Origin of the sequence: Bradyrhizobium sp. AZCC 2289 (genome assembly GCF_036924615.1) — a bacterium.
Lineage (GTDB): Bacteria > Pseudomonadota > Alphaproteobacteria > Rhizobiales > Xanthobacteraceae > Bradyrhizobium.
Genome location: NZ_JAZHRY010000001.1, coordinates 9447576 through 9461622 on the forward strand (window position 1 = coordinate 9447576; position 14047 = coordinate 9461622).

The following is a 14047-nucleotide window of genomic DNA, read 5'->3' on the forward strand; positions in this document are numbered from 1 at the left end:
CAAATCCAAGAAAGCAGCCATTTATCGGCACAACAGCGTGTCGCAACTCTATGGCGTCAGTACTGCGGGACGATTTGGGACATTCAGGCATGTCCCAGGTGGGGAAACCGGGACGGCGTCTAACTTGCGAATTGGGCCGGGCTTGCCAAAATCGTGATACCCCGTGACCGTCCTTGCCTTCTTTTGGGCACCTATGAGGGGGACGGTTTTGGAATGGTCTCAGGAAGGATGCCAATTTCCCCATAGGCTGGCGGCCACTGCAGGGGGGCTGCAAATGACGGATCAATCACGTGAAATCCCGCAGGATGCGGACCTCCGCAACCTCGCCCGCCTCGTTTCAGCCTGTACGTTGGGGCTGTGGGCCTTTGCGGCGGGTCTGCTGATTGGGACCTTTTTGTTTTCGTAATGCCGCGCCTGTGCACGGTCACGCCCACAGCTTTTTTTCGATTGGCCTGACCGCCCAACGCTCACAGCGGAGTGATCGCGCCGAGCGGATGGCGCCCTTCTCTTGGGTGTATTCTCCGAGCATCTGGTGCGCGTTTTTCGCGCGATGGGAGGAAGCACAATGTTCATCCTCAAGCAACTCGGCGCGGCAGCAGTGCTGACCGCGATGAGCTTCACGCCGGCTCCGGCACAACAGGTGATGTCAGAGCCCGCTTATTGCGCGTTCTTTTATCCAAATGCCAATTGCCAGAACAAGGGTCCGGGCAACCCCTATACCGATCCTAATTACCGGCGCAACGGGGGCCAGAGCTCAGGCCCGTGGCCGAGCGGTGAGACCGTCGGCGTCGCGCCGAAGCGGCCGCGGTCCGCCAGGACAACGTACCGGTACTGACATCGCGCTACCTATTTTCTACCGTCTGTGAATGTCAGATTGGTTTTCGTCGATCGGGAGACCGCTTGACTCATGGTCCCAATATCTTCCCGGCTGGATATGAATTCGATGGCGACAAGATCGCGATCTCATAGCCGCCGCATAAGGGCGCGGGGTCGGCGCCCCGCGGGGCGAGAAATCACCTTTGCACAAAGAAAGCCCCGGGCGATGCCGGGGCTCTGAGACTTCCTGGAGATAGGAGAAGGAAAGATCAGTATTTTGCGACGACCGGCCCTTCCCAGTGGAATTTGTAATTGACGCCGACCAACGCGGTTTGCGCCCGCTGGCTGACGTTGAGCACCTCGCCCACAAAGCCGGGATTTGGGTTCATGTGGGTCGCGGTGTCGTCCAGGAACCACATATAATTGTATTCGGCGAATACCGACCAGTTCGGCGCAAACATCCATTCGATGCCGGCGCCGACGGTCATTCCAGGCACCGTGAAGCTGGAGGATTCAATCAGCGCGCCGCCCGGCGTGAATACCTGATTGCGGTTGTTCAACCATGCAGCACCGACCTTGCCGTAGGTGAGAACTGTCGGCGTGAACAGCCAGCCGAACCTGCCGGTCCCGGTAATGATGGAGCGAAGATTGTTCGTCTCCGAGAAAGCCGGGAAGTCCGTCAATGCGTGCCGGCCGTTGATGTTGGCGTAGTCGAACATACCCTGGACGCCAAGCACCAGATTGCCGGTCTGGAAGTCGCAGCCGATCTGGCCACCGCCGACAAAGCCGCTGTCGTTTTCACGGCCGTAGTTCGCAAAGTCCGGTGTAACCAGGTCGGTCTGTACCCGCGTGGTGTCGATTCGGCTCCAGCCGCCGCCGACATTGCCGCCGATGTAACATCCGGTCCAGGGCGTCGCCATGATCGGTGCGACAACCGGCCGGGCCTTGACGGCGAGGTCTGCGGCAGAAGCAGTACCGGTTGCACCGAGAGCCAACAAAACACCTGCAGCGAAAGCCAATTTCATATGTCGACGCATGTAATCCCCCGTGTGGCCGCGGCCATCAACGATTCACGATCCTGAAATATAGTTAGATCGAATATGCGATGTGTGCGACTGCGAACTGCGCTGTACCGGCCATTGCAGTGCACTTTTCGGGCGCGCGTTGCGCACTCGTGACATCAAAATTCATTCAAAAAAATATAGAAATAATAAACTTCAGAGCTGCGCGTGAGATCGCGTGCCGATATCGGCAATTTTCATTCTCTCGGCAACGCCCGCTCGTCTCAAAACAACGAAACGATGATCGTTTCCCGGTGTGGGCGGCGGCCGATCGGAACGACGGCATCGCGTTCACGGCGTCAAACGCAATACCGAAATTGTAGAAGAGGTTGGGAGCCGCGCGCGCGTCGTCAGGCGTCCATCATCTGACGTTGCCGGCAAATGAAAAGCCCGCCCGAAGCTGGAATTCGGGCGGGCTCACTTGGGAGTAAAACACGAAGCCTTGTTCAAGGGCACCGCAGTTAAATGCTAACACCCGATTTTGGCGGCGCACTACAAATTAGATTTCGAAAATGTTGCGTCAGCGCCGATCACGAGTGAGCCAGACGAACGAAACATAGGCGACGATCACCCCGACCACGATGAGCATCCAATTCTGGCCTTCGAAACCCAGAACGGTGAAAGGCTCAACCAGAAACTTAGCCACCTCGGCCCCCGATTTTTGTGCAAGATAGGGGCTTTGGCCGAAGAAATATATTATTCTTATATTGAGCGGATCGAGCGGCGCGGTCCGGAAAGACCAGGCCGACCCACGCTATCAAGGCTGCTTTAAATCACTCGCGGGACTGAAGTGCGGGACTAAACGACAGCAGCTTCTCGAATTCGGACGGATAGTGACGGACGCCGTCGGGCCCGATGATGAAAACCTGCCACCCGTCCTCGGCAAGAGCCAGCGCCTTGGCAATCGCCACCACAACACTCAAGCGGATCGTCGTCGTGACGTCTTCGCCGCGTGACGCCTGCACTATGAAGGTCACGGCAACACCTCATTTGCGCAATGCCCGATGCCGCGATCTAGCAATTTCCGTTCCAGCGCCGGCCTCAGCGCCGGATCGCAATCCGGGGTCCAGCGACAATCCGTTCAGGAAATCCTCCAACGCAAGCTTTCCCGCCAGTTGCGCACTGCGTTGCGACGGAAAGCCGCATTCACGCAGCCTGACGCCCATAGGCCTTCTTTTGCGGTGTATTTCCCAGCACCAGCCCGGATCGTTCTCCGTCCGGAAAACGATCACGTAGAACGATCGGCGTGGTGAAGGACGGAGCATGATCAAGCCAAACCCGGTCGATCGTCGGTCTCGATTCGCGAAACATCCGGCCGAGCCATTCCGGAGACGGATTTGGGCAAGGAGTCCATCGCTGCGATCGCCGGGCGCGGTTTGAGTTTCACTCCACCGAACTGGTTTCGAGACGGGCTTGAAGGCGATAGCCGACACCCGATTCGGTCACCAGAAGGCGAGGGTTATTGGGGTCAGTTTCGATTTTCTGCCGGAGCTTGCGAACGAGGATTCTCAGGTACTGAATATTGTCCCGCTGGTTGCCGCTCCATATGTCCTTGAGCAACTGGTCGTGCGTCACCACGAGGCCGACATGCGTCGCCAGGATATGCAGCAGGCGGTACTCCTTTCGGGTCAATCGGATCGGGTTCGTGTTGAGCGCCACTGTTCGAGCGACGAGGTCAATCGATAGAGGGCCGGCTGCGACGACCGGATTTTCGGTCGCGCTCTTGAAGTATCGCCGCAACGCATAATGACGGGCACGTTCGACCATGACCGGATCCGTTCGAGAACGTCCTTTCCATGAACGTCCGGCAGCGCCAGATCGAGGATAATGAGATCAGGGGCGTTGAACGTTGCCGCTTTCAGTCCGTCAGCGGCGTTCTCGGCTTCCAGGACGGAAAAGCCGTGAATCTCAAAACCCGCGCGAAGGAACCGTCTTATCTTGGGTTCGTCCTCGATCAGGAGAACGACATTGGATGGTTTATTCATCGGCCAAAACCGTCGCTTGGTCTGGGGCGGGCAGGACAATGGAAGCCGTGGTTCCCTGTCCCTGGCCTCGGCTTGATATGCTGATCGTTCCGCCATTTGCCCGGACGAAGGTGGCCGCGATCCAGAAGCCGAGGCCGGAACCTGGAATGGTCGCTTGATGACGTTGGCTTCGAAACGACCCCGACGCCGCCGATGGTCGACATCGTGACCCAGAGCCCGGGGCTGTCGGCTGAGGAGATCGAACGCTACATCACAATTCCGCTGGAGACGCAGGTCGCCGGCATCAAGAACATGAAGGTGATCCGTACGATATCGCTGTACGGCTTGTCCGACGTCAAACTCCAGTTTTCGTTCGATTACACCTACGACCAGGCGCTGCAGCAGGTGTTGAACCGGCTGTCGCAACTGTCGCCGCTATTGAACAACGCCCAGCCGCAGATTTCCCCTTTAAGTCCAATCGGCGAGATCTATCGATACCGGCTTGTCGGGCCGCCAAATTACTCCGTGCTCGATCTCAAAACCGTGCAGGACTGGATTCTGCAACGCCGCTTTCGCGTCGTTCCCGGGGTTATCGATGTCACCGGCTGGGGCGGAAAGACGAAAACCTATGAGCTTCAGGTCGACTTCAACAAACTGGTCGCAAACGGGCTGACGCTGCCTCAATTGCTACAGGCCGTGAGCAACGCCAACATCAACGTTGGCGGCAACACCGTCAATATCGGTCCGCAGTCGGCAGTCGTGCGCGGAGTGGGGCTAATCCGGTCGATCGACAGCCTCGGCAACACCATGGTCGCGTCGAGCAATGGCACCCCGGTTCTTGTCCGGGATGTCGCGACGGTCACTGTGGGCGAGCAGCCGCGACTTGGTATTGCGGGTGAGAATCAGGACGACGATATCGTCCAGGGCATCGTGTTGATGCGGCGCGGCGAGCAGAGTTCGCCAACCATCGCCCGCGTCGAGGAACTCGTTGCAAGCATCAACAACTCCACCATCCTCCCGCCTGGAGTCCGGATCGAGCGGATCTACGACCGGAAGGATTTGATCGAGACCACCACGCATACCGTGCTGGAGAACATGGTGGTCGGGATCGCGCTGATCGTTTTCCTGCAGTGGCTGTTTCTGGGCGATCTGCGCAGCGCGTTGATCGTCGGGGCGACCATTCCGTTTGCGCTGTTTTTCGCCGTCAGCATCCTCGTGCTGCGCGGCGAGTCCGCCAATCTGCTCTCGGTCGGTGCGATCGATTTCGGATTGATCGTCGATGCCACCGTCATCATGGTCGAGGCGATATTTCGGCGGCTATCACACACCAACAAGCTCTCGGCGAGCGAGCAGGCCGCGATCTCGGCCAACACCGTCCTGGACATGAAGAAGCACGCGATCCTGAGTGCTGCGGTCGACGTGTCGCGGTCGATCTTCTTTGCCGCCGCCATCATTATCGCGGCGTTCCTGCCGTTGTTCACACTGAGCGGCGTCGAAGGCAATATTTTCAGCCCAATGGCCCGTACCTACGCGTATGCCCTGGCCGGCGGCCTGCTCGCGACGTTCACGGTCACGCCGGCGCTGAGCGCCATCATTCTGCCCGCGCATGTCGAGGAGACCGAGACCTTCATCATGCGGATCCTGCACCGCATCTACATGCCGGTGCTGGCGCGCTCGCTCGCCAGCCGCCGAGTCGTGCTGATGGGTGGGGCGGCACTGATCGTGATGACCGTGATCGCCGTTCGCCTGCTGGGGCTCGAATTCCTGCCGAAGCTCGAGGAAGGCAATCTATGGATCCGGGCGACGTTGCCACCGACGATCTCGCTGCAGGAAGGCAATTCCTATGTCAACGAGATGCGCAAGGTGATTGCCGACTTGCCGGAGGTCGATGCGGTGGTTTCGCAGCATGGCCGACCGGACGACGGCACCGATGCGGCGGGCTTTTTCAACGCGGAGTTTTTCGCGCCGCTCAAGCCCGCAAAGCAGTGGCCCGACGGGGAAGACAAGGACCAATTGACGGCCAAGCTACTGGCGCAGTTGCAGGACAGGTTTCCAGGCGTCGAGTTCAATTTCTCGCAATATCTTCAGGACAACGTCTCGGAGGCGGTTTCCGGCGTGAAGGGAGAGAACTCCATCAAGCTGTACGGCAACGACCTGGAGGCGCTTACTGACACAGCCAACAAGATCAAGGCCGTGCTCGCCACGGTGCAGGGTATTACCGACCTTGCGGTCTTTACTTCGCTCGGCCAGCCCATTCGCGCACCGAGAATTTGATCGGGAGGTAGCGCTCCTGCTGTTCGCGGTAGATGTAGGCTGCACCCGACACCAGCTTGATCGACGCCACCTCGCTGAGCGGAACCTGCGTGATGCCGTTCGGACCCTGCACGCCGATCCGCAAATTCTGGATGGCCTCCGCGCTCCGCCGATATTGCGGCGCCAGCCGGACGATGATCGGGAAATGGCGATCGCTGCCCGGCTCGTACAGATCGCCGGCGCTGTCGCCGCCGATCGCCGTCTTGATCATTTCGCAGTACAACCAGCTCATCGATGAAGGCATGGAGCGGGGCAGGGCGATCCTGCGCACCGGAGAGCTGCAGTTGCGCCCGGTCTTGATGACGTGCGTTGTTGCGGGCATTGGTCTGCTGCCGGCGGCGTTATCGTCCGGAATTGGATCGCAGGTGCAGAAGCCGCTGGCGGTCGTGGTGGTCGCCGGCATGATGCTCGCGCCTGTCGTCATTCTCGTCACATTGCCGGCGCTGATCTCGATGTTCTCGCGGCGAAGCCGGCCTGGACTGGCTCCCGAAGGCAATCTGGCGCCGGCGGAATGATGGGCCAAGTGGGTGGACGAGGTGAGCGGTGAGTAGCGTCGCGTCCGAATGCGCACCGATGTTGCGAAGGACGGGGCTTCGATTCACGGCGCCGCTGCTCTGCCTCGTTGCGTTCGTAACTCTCGCTGATGTCGCTTCCTGCGCGGCCGAGAGCTTGCCGGAAGTGCTGGTGAAGGCTTACCAGTCGAACCCGCAACTCAACGCGGATCGCGCCCGCCAGCGCGGGACCGACGAAAATGTGCCGCAGGCGTTGGCGGGCTACCGGCCGCAGATCGTGGCGAGTCTAAGCGCCGGGCTGCAGGCGGTTCGCAACCTGTTGCCCGACAACACGGTGCAGAGCGACACGCTGCGTCCGTGGACGATTGGCGTCACGGTTTCGCAAGTCCTGTTCAACGGCTTCAAGACCGCCAACAGCGTTCGGGTTGCGGAGTTTCAGGTGCAGTCCGGGCGCGAGGCGTTGCGCAACACCGGCCAGGGCGTGCTGCTGGACGCCGTGACGGCCTATATGAACGTGCTCGCCAACCAGGCGCTGGTCGAGGCGCAGCGCACCAATGTCGCGGTCCTGCGCGAGATCCAGGCGACGACCAAAAAGCGTCTGGACGCCGGTGACGTCACGCCAACCGACACCGCCCAGGCCGAAGCCCGATTGAGCCGGGGACTGGCCGATCTCAATGCGGCGGAGGTCGTATTGGCCGTCAGCAAGGCGACCTATACCCAGATCATCGGTGAGGCGCCGCTGCAGCTGGTTGCGGCCGCGCCGGTTGACCGGCTGTCGCCGATTGCGCTGGCGGCCGCGACCGAAACCGCTAACCACGAGCATCCCGCAGTTCTCGGCGCCGGCTTCGATGTCGACGTTGCCACAACTACGATCAAGGTCGCGGAAAGCAGCCTGCTGCCGACGGTCGCGGTGCAGGCGAGCGCCAGCCGGTCCAAGCAGTCGGACCAGACGCTCGGCACCTTCGGCACCGATCAGGCCTCGATCCTGGGCCAGATCAACGTGCCGATCTACGACGGCGGCACCGCGGCCTCGCAGACCCGGCAAGCCAAGGAGGTGGCGTCGCAGAGCCGCATGGTGCTGGAGCAGGTCAGAAACCAGGCGAAAACAGCGGTCGTCAGTGCCTGGGTATCCAATGAAGGAACCAAGGTCGCCCTCACGGCGGCGGAGTCCGAAGTACGCGCGGCTGATACCGCGCTCCAGGGAGTCCGGCGCGAGGCGGCGGGCGGCCAGCGCACAACTATCGATGTCCTCAATGCGCAGCAGGACCTGACCACCGCCCGGTCCCGCTTGATCCAGGCTCAGCGCGACCGGGTGATCGCATCCTACACGCTGCTGAGCGCGGTCGGCCGGCTCGACGTACATACCCTCAATCTGAACACGCCGGACTACCTGCCCGAGGTCCACTACCACCAGGTCCGGGATGCGTGGCACGGAGTCCGTACGCCCGCAGGTCAATGATCATCACGAGGCTAGACACATGACCGGCCGAACCAGAGCAATGACGACCCTCGCGGTGGCCGCGGCCGTCATTTCATGGCTTGTGGTCCCGGCGTATCCCCAGAGCATCCAAAACAGAAAGAGCGGCGGCCCTTCAAATCCGCCCCCGGCCGAAACGCATCCGCCGGTGGACGAAAAAGCCTACAAGGCCGCGCTCGATCGAATACCGGTCCCCGACCAGAAATATGATCCTTGGGGCATCGCTCGCCCGCCCGAACCGGGGAAGGGCACGAAAAAATCAAACTGAGGATGAACCGCGTCAGGTGTGAAGACGTTGCCTTGGCACGCCGCGGCCTGCGAGGACCACCTGCATCACATTTCCGGGGGATAGCATGACCGAGCACATCATTGTCGAGGATGAAGACTCTACGCGCACGATCACGATGCGGCGTCCGGAGAAGAAGAACACGCTGACGCAAGAGATGTACCTCACCATGAGCGATGCGATCGACTCGGCGCAATCCAATCCTGCGATCCGCTGCCTGATCCTGACCGGCCGTTCGGGGGTATTTACGGCCGGCAACGACATAGGGGATTTTCTGCAGGCAGCAACCGAAAAACACGAAGCGGCACGGCCGAGAAATGCCGTGATCTTCCTGCAATCGCTGGTGAACAACAAGAAACCGATCATCGCGGCTGTCGACGGCATCGCCATCGGTATCGGCACCACCATGGTGTTTCATTGCGATTACGTTGTCGCGAGCACGACAGCGTCGTTCTCCTCTCCGTTTATCCAGTACGGCCTCGTTCCAGATGGCGCGACCAGCCTGTTGGTGCCGCAAATGGTGGGTCATCAGCGTGCGTTTTCGATGCTGGTGATGGGACGGCCAATGACCGCCGAAGACGCCCGCACGGCCGGTTTCGTCAACATGGTTGTTCCGCCCGGCCATGCCGTCGTCGAGGCCCGAAAGGTGGCGCGCGAGATCTGCGCGCTGCCGGCGGATGCTGTCGCAATCGCTCGGAAGCTGTTGAAGCTGCCGACCGAGGATCTGGTCCGCCGGATCGGTCAGGAAGATCATTTCTTCGGCGAGCGGATGCGTTCGCCGGAGGCCATCGCGGCGTTTCAGAATTTCTTCCTGCGAAAGAAGCGATGACGCTTGGCTCGATGCCGCCTTTGGCCTTTTGTCGCACTGCGGGATAAGTTTTCGCCGCTGCGATTTCTTCCCACTCGATCCGCTGCCAATTCTTTCACCGATCAATCGACTTGCTGATCTTTCGAGCAAGGCGCGGACTGATCCTTGCGCTTCGCAAAACCCGGGATCATCATGATTCACAGGGACCAACACGACGCCGAACAGAGTCGTCGACAGGAAACGCTGAAAACACCGAGGCCTATTCCGCTGAAGGCCTGTTCGGTTTGGGTTGTCTCGAACCAAATGGAGGCTGTCATGTCTAAATGCCTTGCCACCGTCACGCTCGCCGCTGCGGCCGTCGCACTATTGGCGTCGCAACCCGCCCAGGCCGGCGCGTCGGCCAGCGCACCTTCGAAGTACGGTCACTCCAGCCAGGTCGCGACCACGCATCTGGTGCGCACCAATCGGCTGGCGCGAAATCCCGACGTCGCGATCACGGAATACTCTTCCTCGTCTGCGAGGAATCCGCCGCGAGGGCACGGCTATCGCTAGTCGGTCCGGGGTCAGCCGTCTGCGCGTCCGTTGATCGAGGCAACGGGCCGTTTTCCCCCTGCGTGTTGGGTGCTTCGCGGCCATCCGCGTGGCGCGCGGGATTGGCGCTATTGATCCATACCCGCACGGTCGGGAGCACCTTGGGCAGCAGGCCATTGACCTCAGCCTTGGTCATGCCGGCGCGAACGCGCGGGTCATAGAGGATGTTGAGTAGATATTGGTCGTAGACGTCGAAGAAACCCATTTGGACGTCATCGTTGAACATGGTCCAGGGCACCGACCGGTCGTCGTTGATCGCGCCAAGCGCCTGCAGCAGTTCTTCATAGGCGCAGTCGTAGAAGGTGAATTCGCCGGCATCGACGGGCAGAATCACCTCGGCGCGTCGTATGCGGTAGTTGCTGTCCTTGCCGATTCCTGACAGGCATTGCGGATTGAGCGATTGCTGAATCCGCGCCGCCTTGCCGCTGCCATAGCGCGTGCGAATGACCTTCTTGATATCCCGTTCGGCGACCAGCGTGACGAAGAAGTTGGCGGCCTTCTTGTCGCTCGTGATCGCGACGTCGAGGTGGTTCACATGCGCGCGAATGTCGGCAACGATCGAGGCAATCTCCGGTGCGCGGTCAGGCTGGCCCTGGCTCGCCACGAATATCCGGACCGGTTCGTCGAATTTCCGCACGCGCTCGGCCGGCGCGCCGAACTGCAATTCGGCGTTCAACGCTATCTTGAAAGGATCTAGAGCGGTTTTCGGTTGATGTGAATCGGAACAGTAAGGGGGTTCCCAGAGGCGCGCAAATCAGATTCGAGTTGCTTTGACAGCAACGGCGAGGTCGCGCGATGGCGAAGGGATACTCGAAAGACCTCAGGGCGCGGGCGGTCGCGCTTGTCGAAGACGGCGAGAGCAGACGGGAAGCGGCGCGGGTGCTCGGTCTCGGCGCCTCGACCGCAATCCGCTGGATCGAGCGCTGGGCGACAACGGGCAGTGTAGCGGCATTGCCCGGCACGGGCCACAGCCGCTCGCCGCTCGAGGCGCATCGCCAATGGCTGCTTGATCTGGTCGCAGCGGAGCCGGACTTGACGCTCGAAGAGATTCGCGCGCGGCTCAAGTCCGAGAAGCGGCTGAAAACCGGTACGACCTCGGTCTGGCGCTTCTACGAACGCCACGACATCACGTTCAAAAAAACTCTGCACGCCGCCGAACAGGATCGTCCTGATGTCGCTGCAGCGCGTGCCGCGCTGAGGGTCGAGCAATCCAAGCTTGATGCGCCGCGCCTCGTCTTCATCGACGAGACGGCGGTTACGACCAAGATGGTCCGGCATCGCGGCCGCTCACCGCGTGGCGAGCGTCTCGTTGCGAGCGTGCCGCACGGCCACTGGAAGACGCTGACGCTCGTTGCCGCGCTGCGCATCAATGGCCTGACGGCGCCTTATGTCATTGACGGCGCGATGGATGGGCCATCGTTCCTCGCTTATGTTGAGCAGATCCTCGCGCCGACGCTGCGCAAAGGCGATATCGTATTCATGGATAACCTGCGCACCCACAAGATCGACGGCGTTCGCCAGGCGGTCGAAGCGGTCGGCGCCAAGGTGCGCTATTTGCCGGCCTACTCGCCCGACCTCAATCCGATCGAAATGGCATTCTCGAAGCTAAAGACAGCGCTGCGCAAGGGGGCCGCTCGCACCGTGACAACGCTGATGAAGCTGATCGGCAGGCTCATCAAGACATTTGCACCCGAGCAGTGCGCGAACTACTTTCGACATGCCGGATACGCGTAGTGACCCATATCAAGTGGAAAGCGCTCTAGCTTGCCGTCATGGTTGCGATCGGCGGATGCAAAAAGCCGCTCCGCAAAACTCTTCCATTCGTCGCAGGTGTAAACGCCGTCGCGGTTGGCGTCCCAGATTGGCGGCCCGTTCCTGAGCATGCCATCCTGCGCGGGCTGGGCCGTGGATTCGGCGAGAGCGAGCGGACCGCTTGTTAGCAGCAGTCCGACCGCGACAACGATGCCGCAAAGCAAATTTCCGCGCGACAAACTCCGCTCCTGTTTCCAGGCCCGTGGATCGGACCCTTCTGACGGATTGACGTGGATCATTTGCCGAGTGTGACATTGGAAATCGATATGGATTCGCAGTGCATTTCATAGCAAAAACATAGCCGTCCAAAGACGGGCCACGCCGGAATCGCGAGAAACGAGGGCGGGCGCAAGCCTGTTTCGAGTTGTCCGGCTCGTTCGGCTGGAATTGATGGCTTCGCTTAGCCCGTCGGCGAACCCAAACGAAATCACGCATACCGCAACGGCGCCACGCCTTGGTGCCGGTGGGCGAGACCAAGATGTAAAGGCCGCCGCCATCGACGACCTTGAAGGCCTTCGCCTTGAGTTTGAGGTTTTTGAATACAAGCCCGATGGAAGCCGCACAGCGCGCGAAGCATGGGTACGCGTCCCCGGCAAGCACAGGAACCACGATGCCGCTTGGGACGCGTTTCAGGACATGATGGCCACGCGGCATTGAGGCCACTTCGAAGCCAGCCCGCCCGCCGGTTCACGCCGGCGGGCCGGCGTCTCTAGCGACCCGCCTTAGTAAACGCGGCGGCGATGCCACCGATAGCCCGCGGGCTCTTCTGCGCCCGCGAAATATGGATTGATGAAGCACTGGGCGGCGCGGCCCGATGCCGACGCGTTGCACTGAGGCAGCGACGTGTATCTGCATTCGTAATAGTGGGCGTGGACCCGCAGGCAAACCGGGTAAGCCGGATCATACGTCTGGGCCGCCACCGGCTCTATTGATACCGTCCCGATCGCCAAAATCACCAAGGCTAGAATGCGGTCCCTGGGGCGTTTGGGATGCTTGTCTGTCATTCGCCTTCCGCAATCCTTTGCCTGCCAGCGTTCGTTAGTCGAAGTTCGCCCGGCAATTCCAGTATGTATCCTAGTTGGATCAGTCGGTCTTTGTGTTCGGGCGGGATTGTGCGGTGCATCGGACCCTTGGCGCAGTGCTGCAACGAGGCGAATTCTTCGGATCGATTCATTGGGGTAACCTGTTACGAAAATGATTGGCACTGGGTGGCCACCGGTCAATAGGCGCCGTTGCAGCTCGACGCCGCTCATGCCCGGCATCTGAACATCGGCAATCACGCAGGCGGTAGAGTTGATCCGGCTTGACGTCAGGAACGCTTCCGCCGAAGCGAACGCATCAACAGAATAGCCCAAGACGTTGACGAGATTTTTCATCGCCTCCCGGACGGAATCGTCGTCATCGATGACAGAGATGTGAGGTGTCGGCAAAACCGTGCTCCTCATGAGGGCAGCACCGTGCACCTCGCGCGTGGTTCTCTCCGTCCATTATTTGGGCAGGCGGGTCGCCCTCGGAATCATACATGCGTATATTTCACACTATTCGGACGAAATGCCGAGGGTCTGCGCCATTTTGGCCAGTTCGGCCACCGACCGCGCGCCCATCTTGCGAGTCACGTGACGCGGCATTACATTCGGACACTTAACGCGTTGGCGCATGGAGCGGGTTTGCCGCAGATCGCCGCCACATTTCGAGTTGGCTCGGGCCGTGCAAGCCACCGTGCAGGTGGGCAGCAGTCTCGGTCGTCGAAGCCGTGCAGTGTCGGCAAAACCGTATTGGTCCGTATCAAGTGGCTACATCAAGCCGCAGTTACCGATGATGTACGAGGGCATCCCCTGACCCCAAGCGGAAGGACACTGAATCAAAGTCCAGTATCCCCCCAAGTAAACGAAGGCTAGACGGTCGCCCAACTGCTGTGAGGCGTTTGTACCACAGAGAGGCCTTTTCGAATGAGCCCATTCGTTTTGCATGTGAACGGGAAACCGCACCAGGTCGATGTCGAGCCCGATACCCCGATGCTCTGGGTATTGCGTGAAAAGCTCGGCCTGACCGGGACCAAGTTCGGCTGCGGCATCGGTGTCTGCGGTGCCTGCACCATTCATTTCAACGGCGCGGCATTGCGATCCTGCATGCTGCCAGTCGCAGCCGCGAGCGGAGCATCGATTACGACCATCGAAGGGCTCGGCACTAATGGTCTCCATCCCGTCCAAAAGGCGTGGGTCGAGATGCAAGTTCCGCAATGCGGCTACTGCCAATCCGGAATGATCATGGCGGCGGCGGCACTTCTTGCCGGAACTTCACAGCCTAACGAAGCCGACATCGAATCAGCAATAACAAATATCTGCCGTTGCGGAACCTACAATCGCATCCGGCAAGCGATAGTCCTGGCGGCAAAATAGTGAGAGGT

General features: G+C 60.4%; 16 protein-coding genes and 3 pseudogenes. 10 read left to right on the forward strand and 9 right to left on the reverse strand.

Going from position 1 to position 14047, the window contains the following annotated elements; translation table 11 throughout:
* Positions 1-565: 565 nt before the first annotated feature.
* A complete protein-coding gene (locus tag V1289_RS44355; protein ID WP_309184703.1) occupies positions 566-835 on the forward strand; it encodes a hypothetical protein in 270 nt (89 codons plus the stop codon).
* 250 nt (positions 836-1085) lie between these two features.
* On the opposite strand, the gene V1289_RS44360 is transcribed toward V1289_RS44355, so the two are convergent.
* From V1289_RS44360 to V1289_RS50085, 5 genes are all read right to left on the reverse strand, one after another.
* Positions 1086-1811: an outer membrane protein gene (locus tag V1289_RS44360; RefSeq protein ID WP_334405868.1), complete on the reverse strand. Its 726-nt coding sequence runs from the start codon at positions 1809-1811 to the stop codon at positions 1086-1088.
* Between the two features lie 586 nt (positions 1812-2397).
* Complete coding sequence (locus tag V1289_RS44365) at positions 2398-2523, reverse strand: hypothetical protein (protein ID WP_334405869.1); 126 nt, start codon at positions 2521-2523, stop codon at positions 2398-2400.
* A 127-nt stretch (positions 2524-2650) separates the two neighbouring features.
* Positions 2651-2854, reverse strand: a complete 204-nt coding sequence (locus V1289_RS44370) for a hypothetical protein (protein WP_334405870.1) — start codon at positions 2852-2854, stop codon at positions 2651-2653.
* Between the two features lie 406 nt (positions 2855-3260).
* Positions 3261-3536, reverse strand: a complete 276-nt coding sequence (locus tag V1289_RS44375; RefSeq protein WP_442896145.1) for a winged helix-turn-helix domain-containing protein — start codon at positions 3534-3536, stop codon at positions 3261-3263.
* A complete protein-coding gene (locus V1289_RS50085; protein WP_442896233.1) occupies positions 3506-3784 on the reverse strand; it encodes a response regulator in 279 nt (92 codons plus the stop codon). The genes V1289_RS44375 and V1289_RS50085 overlap by 31 nt, the downstream gene beginning before the upstream one ends.
* Between V1289_RS50085 and V1289_RS44380 the strand changes: the two genes are divergently transcribed.
* A complete protein-coding gene (locus V1289_RS44380; RefSeq protein ID WP_334405872.1) occupies positions 3674-3946 on the forward strand; it encodes a hypothetical protein in 273 nt (90 codons plus the stop codon). The genes V1289_RS50085 and V1289_RS44380 overlap by 111 nt on opposite strands.
* Positions 3947-4042: 96 nt before the next feature.
* Positions 4043-6094, forward strand: a pseudogene (locus tag V1289_RS44385) (efflux RND transporter permease subunit); the annotation flags it as partial.
* Between the two features lies 1 nt (position 6095).
* Here the strand turns inward: V1289_RS44385 and V1289_RS44390 are convergent.
* Positions 6096-6362: pseudogene (locus V1289_RS44390) on the reverse strand (efflux RND transporter permease subunit); the annotation flags it as partial.
* Here V1289_RS44390 and V1289_RS44395 point away from each other — a divergent pair.
* From V1289_RS44395 to V1289_RS44415, 5 genes and pseudogenes are all read left to right on the forward strand, one after another.
* Positions 6361-6669 (forward strand): annotated as a pseudogene (locus V1289_RS44395) (efflux RND transporter permease subunit); the annotation flags it as partial. The pseudogenes V1289_RS44390 and V1289_RS44395 sit on opposite strands and share 2 nt — an antisense overlap.
* 58 nt (positions 6670-6727) lie before the next feature.
* Positions 6728-8125 carry a TolC family outer membrane protein gene (locus tag V1289_RS44400; protein ID WP_334405873.1) on the forward strand — a complete coding sequence of 466 codons (1398 nt, stop codon included), beginning with the start codon at positions 6728-6730 and terminating at the stop codon, positions 8123-8125.
* 19 nt (positions 8126-8144) lie between these two features.
* Positions 8145-8411: a hypothetical protein gene (locus tag V1289_RS44405; RefSeq protein WP_309184714.1), complete on the forward strand. Its 267-nt coding sequence runs from the start codon at positions 8145-8147 to the stop codon at positions 8409-8411.
* 85 nt (positions 8412-8496) lie between these two features.
* On the forward strand, positions 8497-9258 hold the full coding sequence (locus V1289_RS44410) for an enoyl-CoA hydratase-related protein (protein WP_334405874.1): 762 nt from the start codon (positions 8497-8499) through the stop codon (positions 9256-9258).
* Positions 9259-9552: 294 nt separating this feature from the next.
* Complete coding sequence (locus V1289_RS44415) at positions 9553-9789, forward strand: hypothetical protein (protein WP_334405875.1); 237 nt, start codon at positions 9553-9555, stop codon at positions 9787-9789.
* Here the strand turns inward: V1289_RS44415 and V1289_RS44420 are convergent.
* On the reverse strand, positions 9731-10504 hold the full coding sequence (locus V1289_RS44420) for a DUF2927 domain-containing protein (RefSeq protein ID WP_334405876.1): 774 nt from the start codon (positions 10502-10504) through the stop codon (positions 9731-9733). The genes V1289_RS44415 and V1289_RS44420 overlap by 59 nt on opposite strands.
* Positions 10505-10623: 119 nt before the next feature.
* On the opposite strand from V1289_RS44420, the gene V1289_RS44425 reads away from it, so the two are divergent.
* Positions 10624-11562, forward strand: a complete 939-nt coding sequence (locus V1289_RS44425; protein WP_334397836.1) for an IS630 family transposase — start codon at positions 10624-10626, stop codon at positions 11560-11562.
* On the opposite strand, the gene V1289_RS44430 is transcribed toward V1289_RS44425, so the two are convergent.
* Both V1289_RS44430 and V1289_RS44435 read right to left on the reverse strand, forming a co-directional pair.
* Positions 11535-11819: a hypothetical protein gene (locus V1289_RS44430; RefSeq protein ID WP_334405877.1), complete on the reverse strand. Its 285-nt coding sequence runs from the start codon at positions 11817-11819 to the stop codon at positions 11535-11537. The genes V1289_RS44425 and V1289_RS44430 overlap by 28 nt on opposite strands.
* A gap of 543 nt (positions 11820-12362) precedes the next feature.
* Entirely contained in the window at positions 12363-13070 is a 708-nt protein-coding gene (locus V1289_RS44435) for a response regulator (protein WP_334405878.1), read from the reverse strand.
* A gap of 519 nt (positions 13071-13589) precedes the next feature.
* Here V1289_RS44435 and V1289_RS44440 point away from each other — a divergent pair.
* A complete protein-coding gene (locus V1289_RS44440; RefSeq protein ID WP_334405879.1) occupies positions 13590-14039 on the forward strand; it encodes a (2Fe-2S)-binding protein in 450 nt (149 codons plus the stop codon).
* Positions 14040-14047 lie beyond the last annotated feature (8 nt).

Excerpts from the sequence above, each read along its gene's own strand:
- V1289_RS44410 (WP_334405874.1), top strand. The coding sequence starts at position 8,497 with ATGACCGAGCACATCATTGTCGAGGATGAAGACTCTACGCGCACGATC.
- V1289_RS44440 (WP_334405879.1), top strand. The coding sequence starts at position 13,590 with ATGAGCCCATTCGTTTTGCATGTGAACGGGAAACCGCACCAGGTCGAT.
- V1289_RS44400 (WP_334405873.1), top strand. The coding sequence starts at position 6,728 with ATGTTGCGAAGGACGGGGCTTCGATTCACGGCGCCGCTGCTCTGCCTC.
- V1289_RS44405 (WP_309184714.1), top strand. The coding sequence starts at position 8,145 with ATGACCGGCCGAACCAGAGCAATGACGACCCTCGCGGTGGCCGCGGCC.
- V1289_RS44425 (WP_334397836.1), top strand. The coding sequence starts at position 10,624 with ATGGCGAAGGGATACTCGAAAGACCTCAGGGCGCGGGCGGTCGCGCTT.
- V1289_RS44380 (WP_334405872.1), top strand. The coding sequence starts at position 3,674 with ATGAACGTCCGGCAGCGCCAGATCGAGGATAATGAGATCAGGGGCGTT.
- V1289_RS44415 (WP_334405875.1), top strand. The coding sequence starts at position 9,553 with ATGTCTAAATGCCTTGCCACCGTCACGCTCGCCGCTGCGGCCGTCGCA.
- V1289_RS44355 (WP_309184703.1), top strand. The coding sequence starts at position 566 with ATGTTCATCCTCAAGCAACTCGGCGCGGCAGCAGTGCTGACCGCGATG.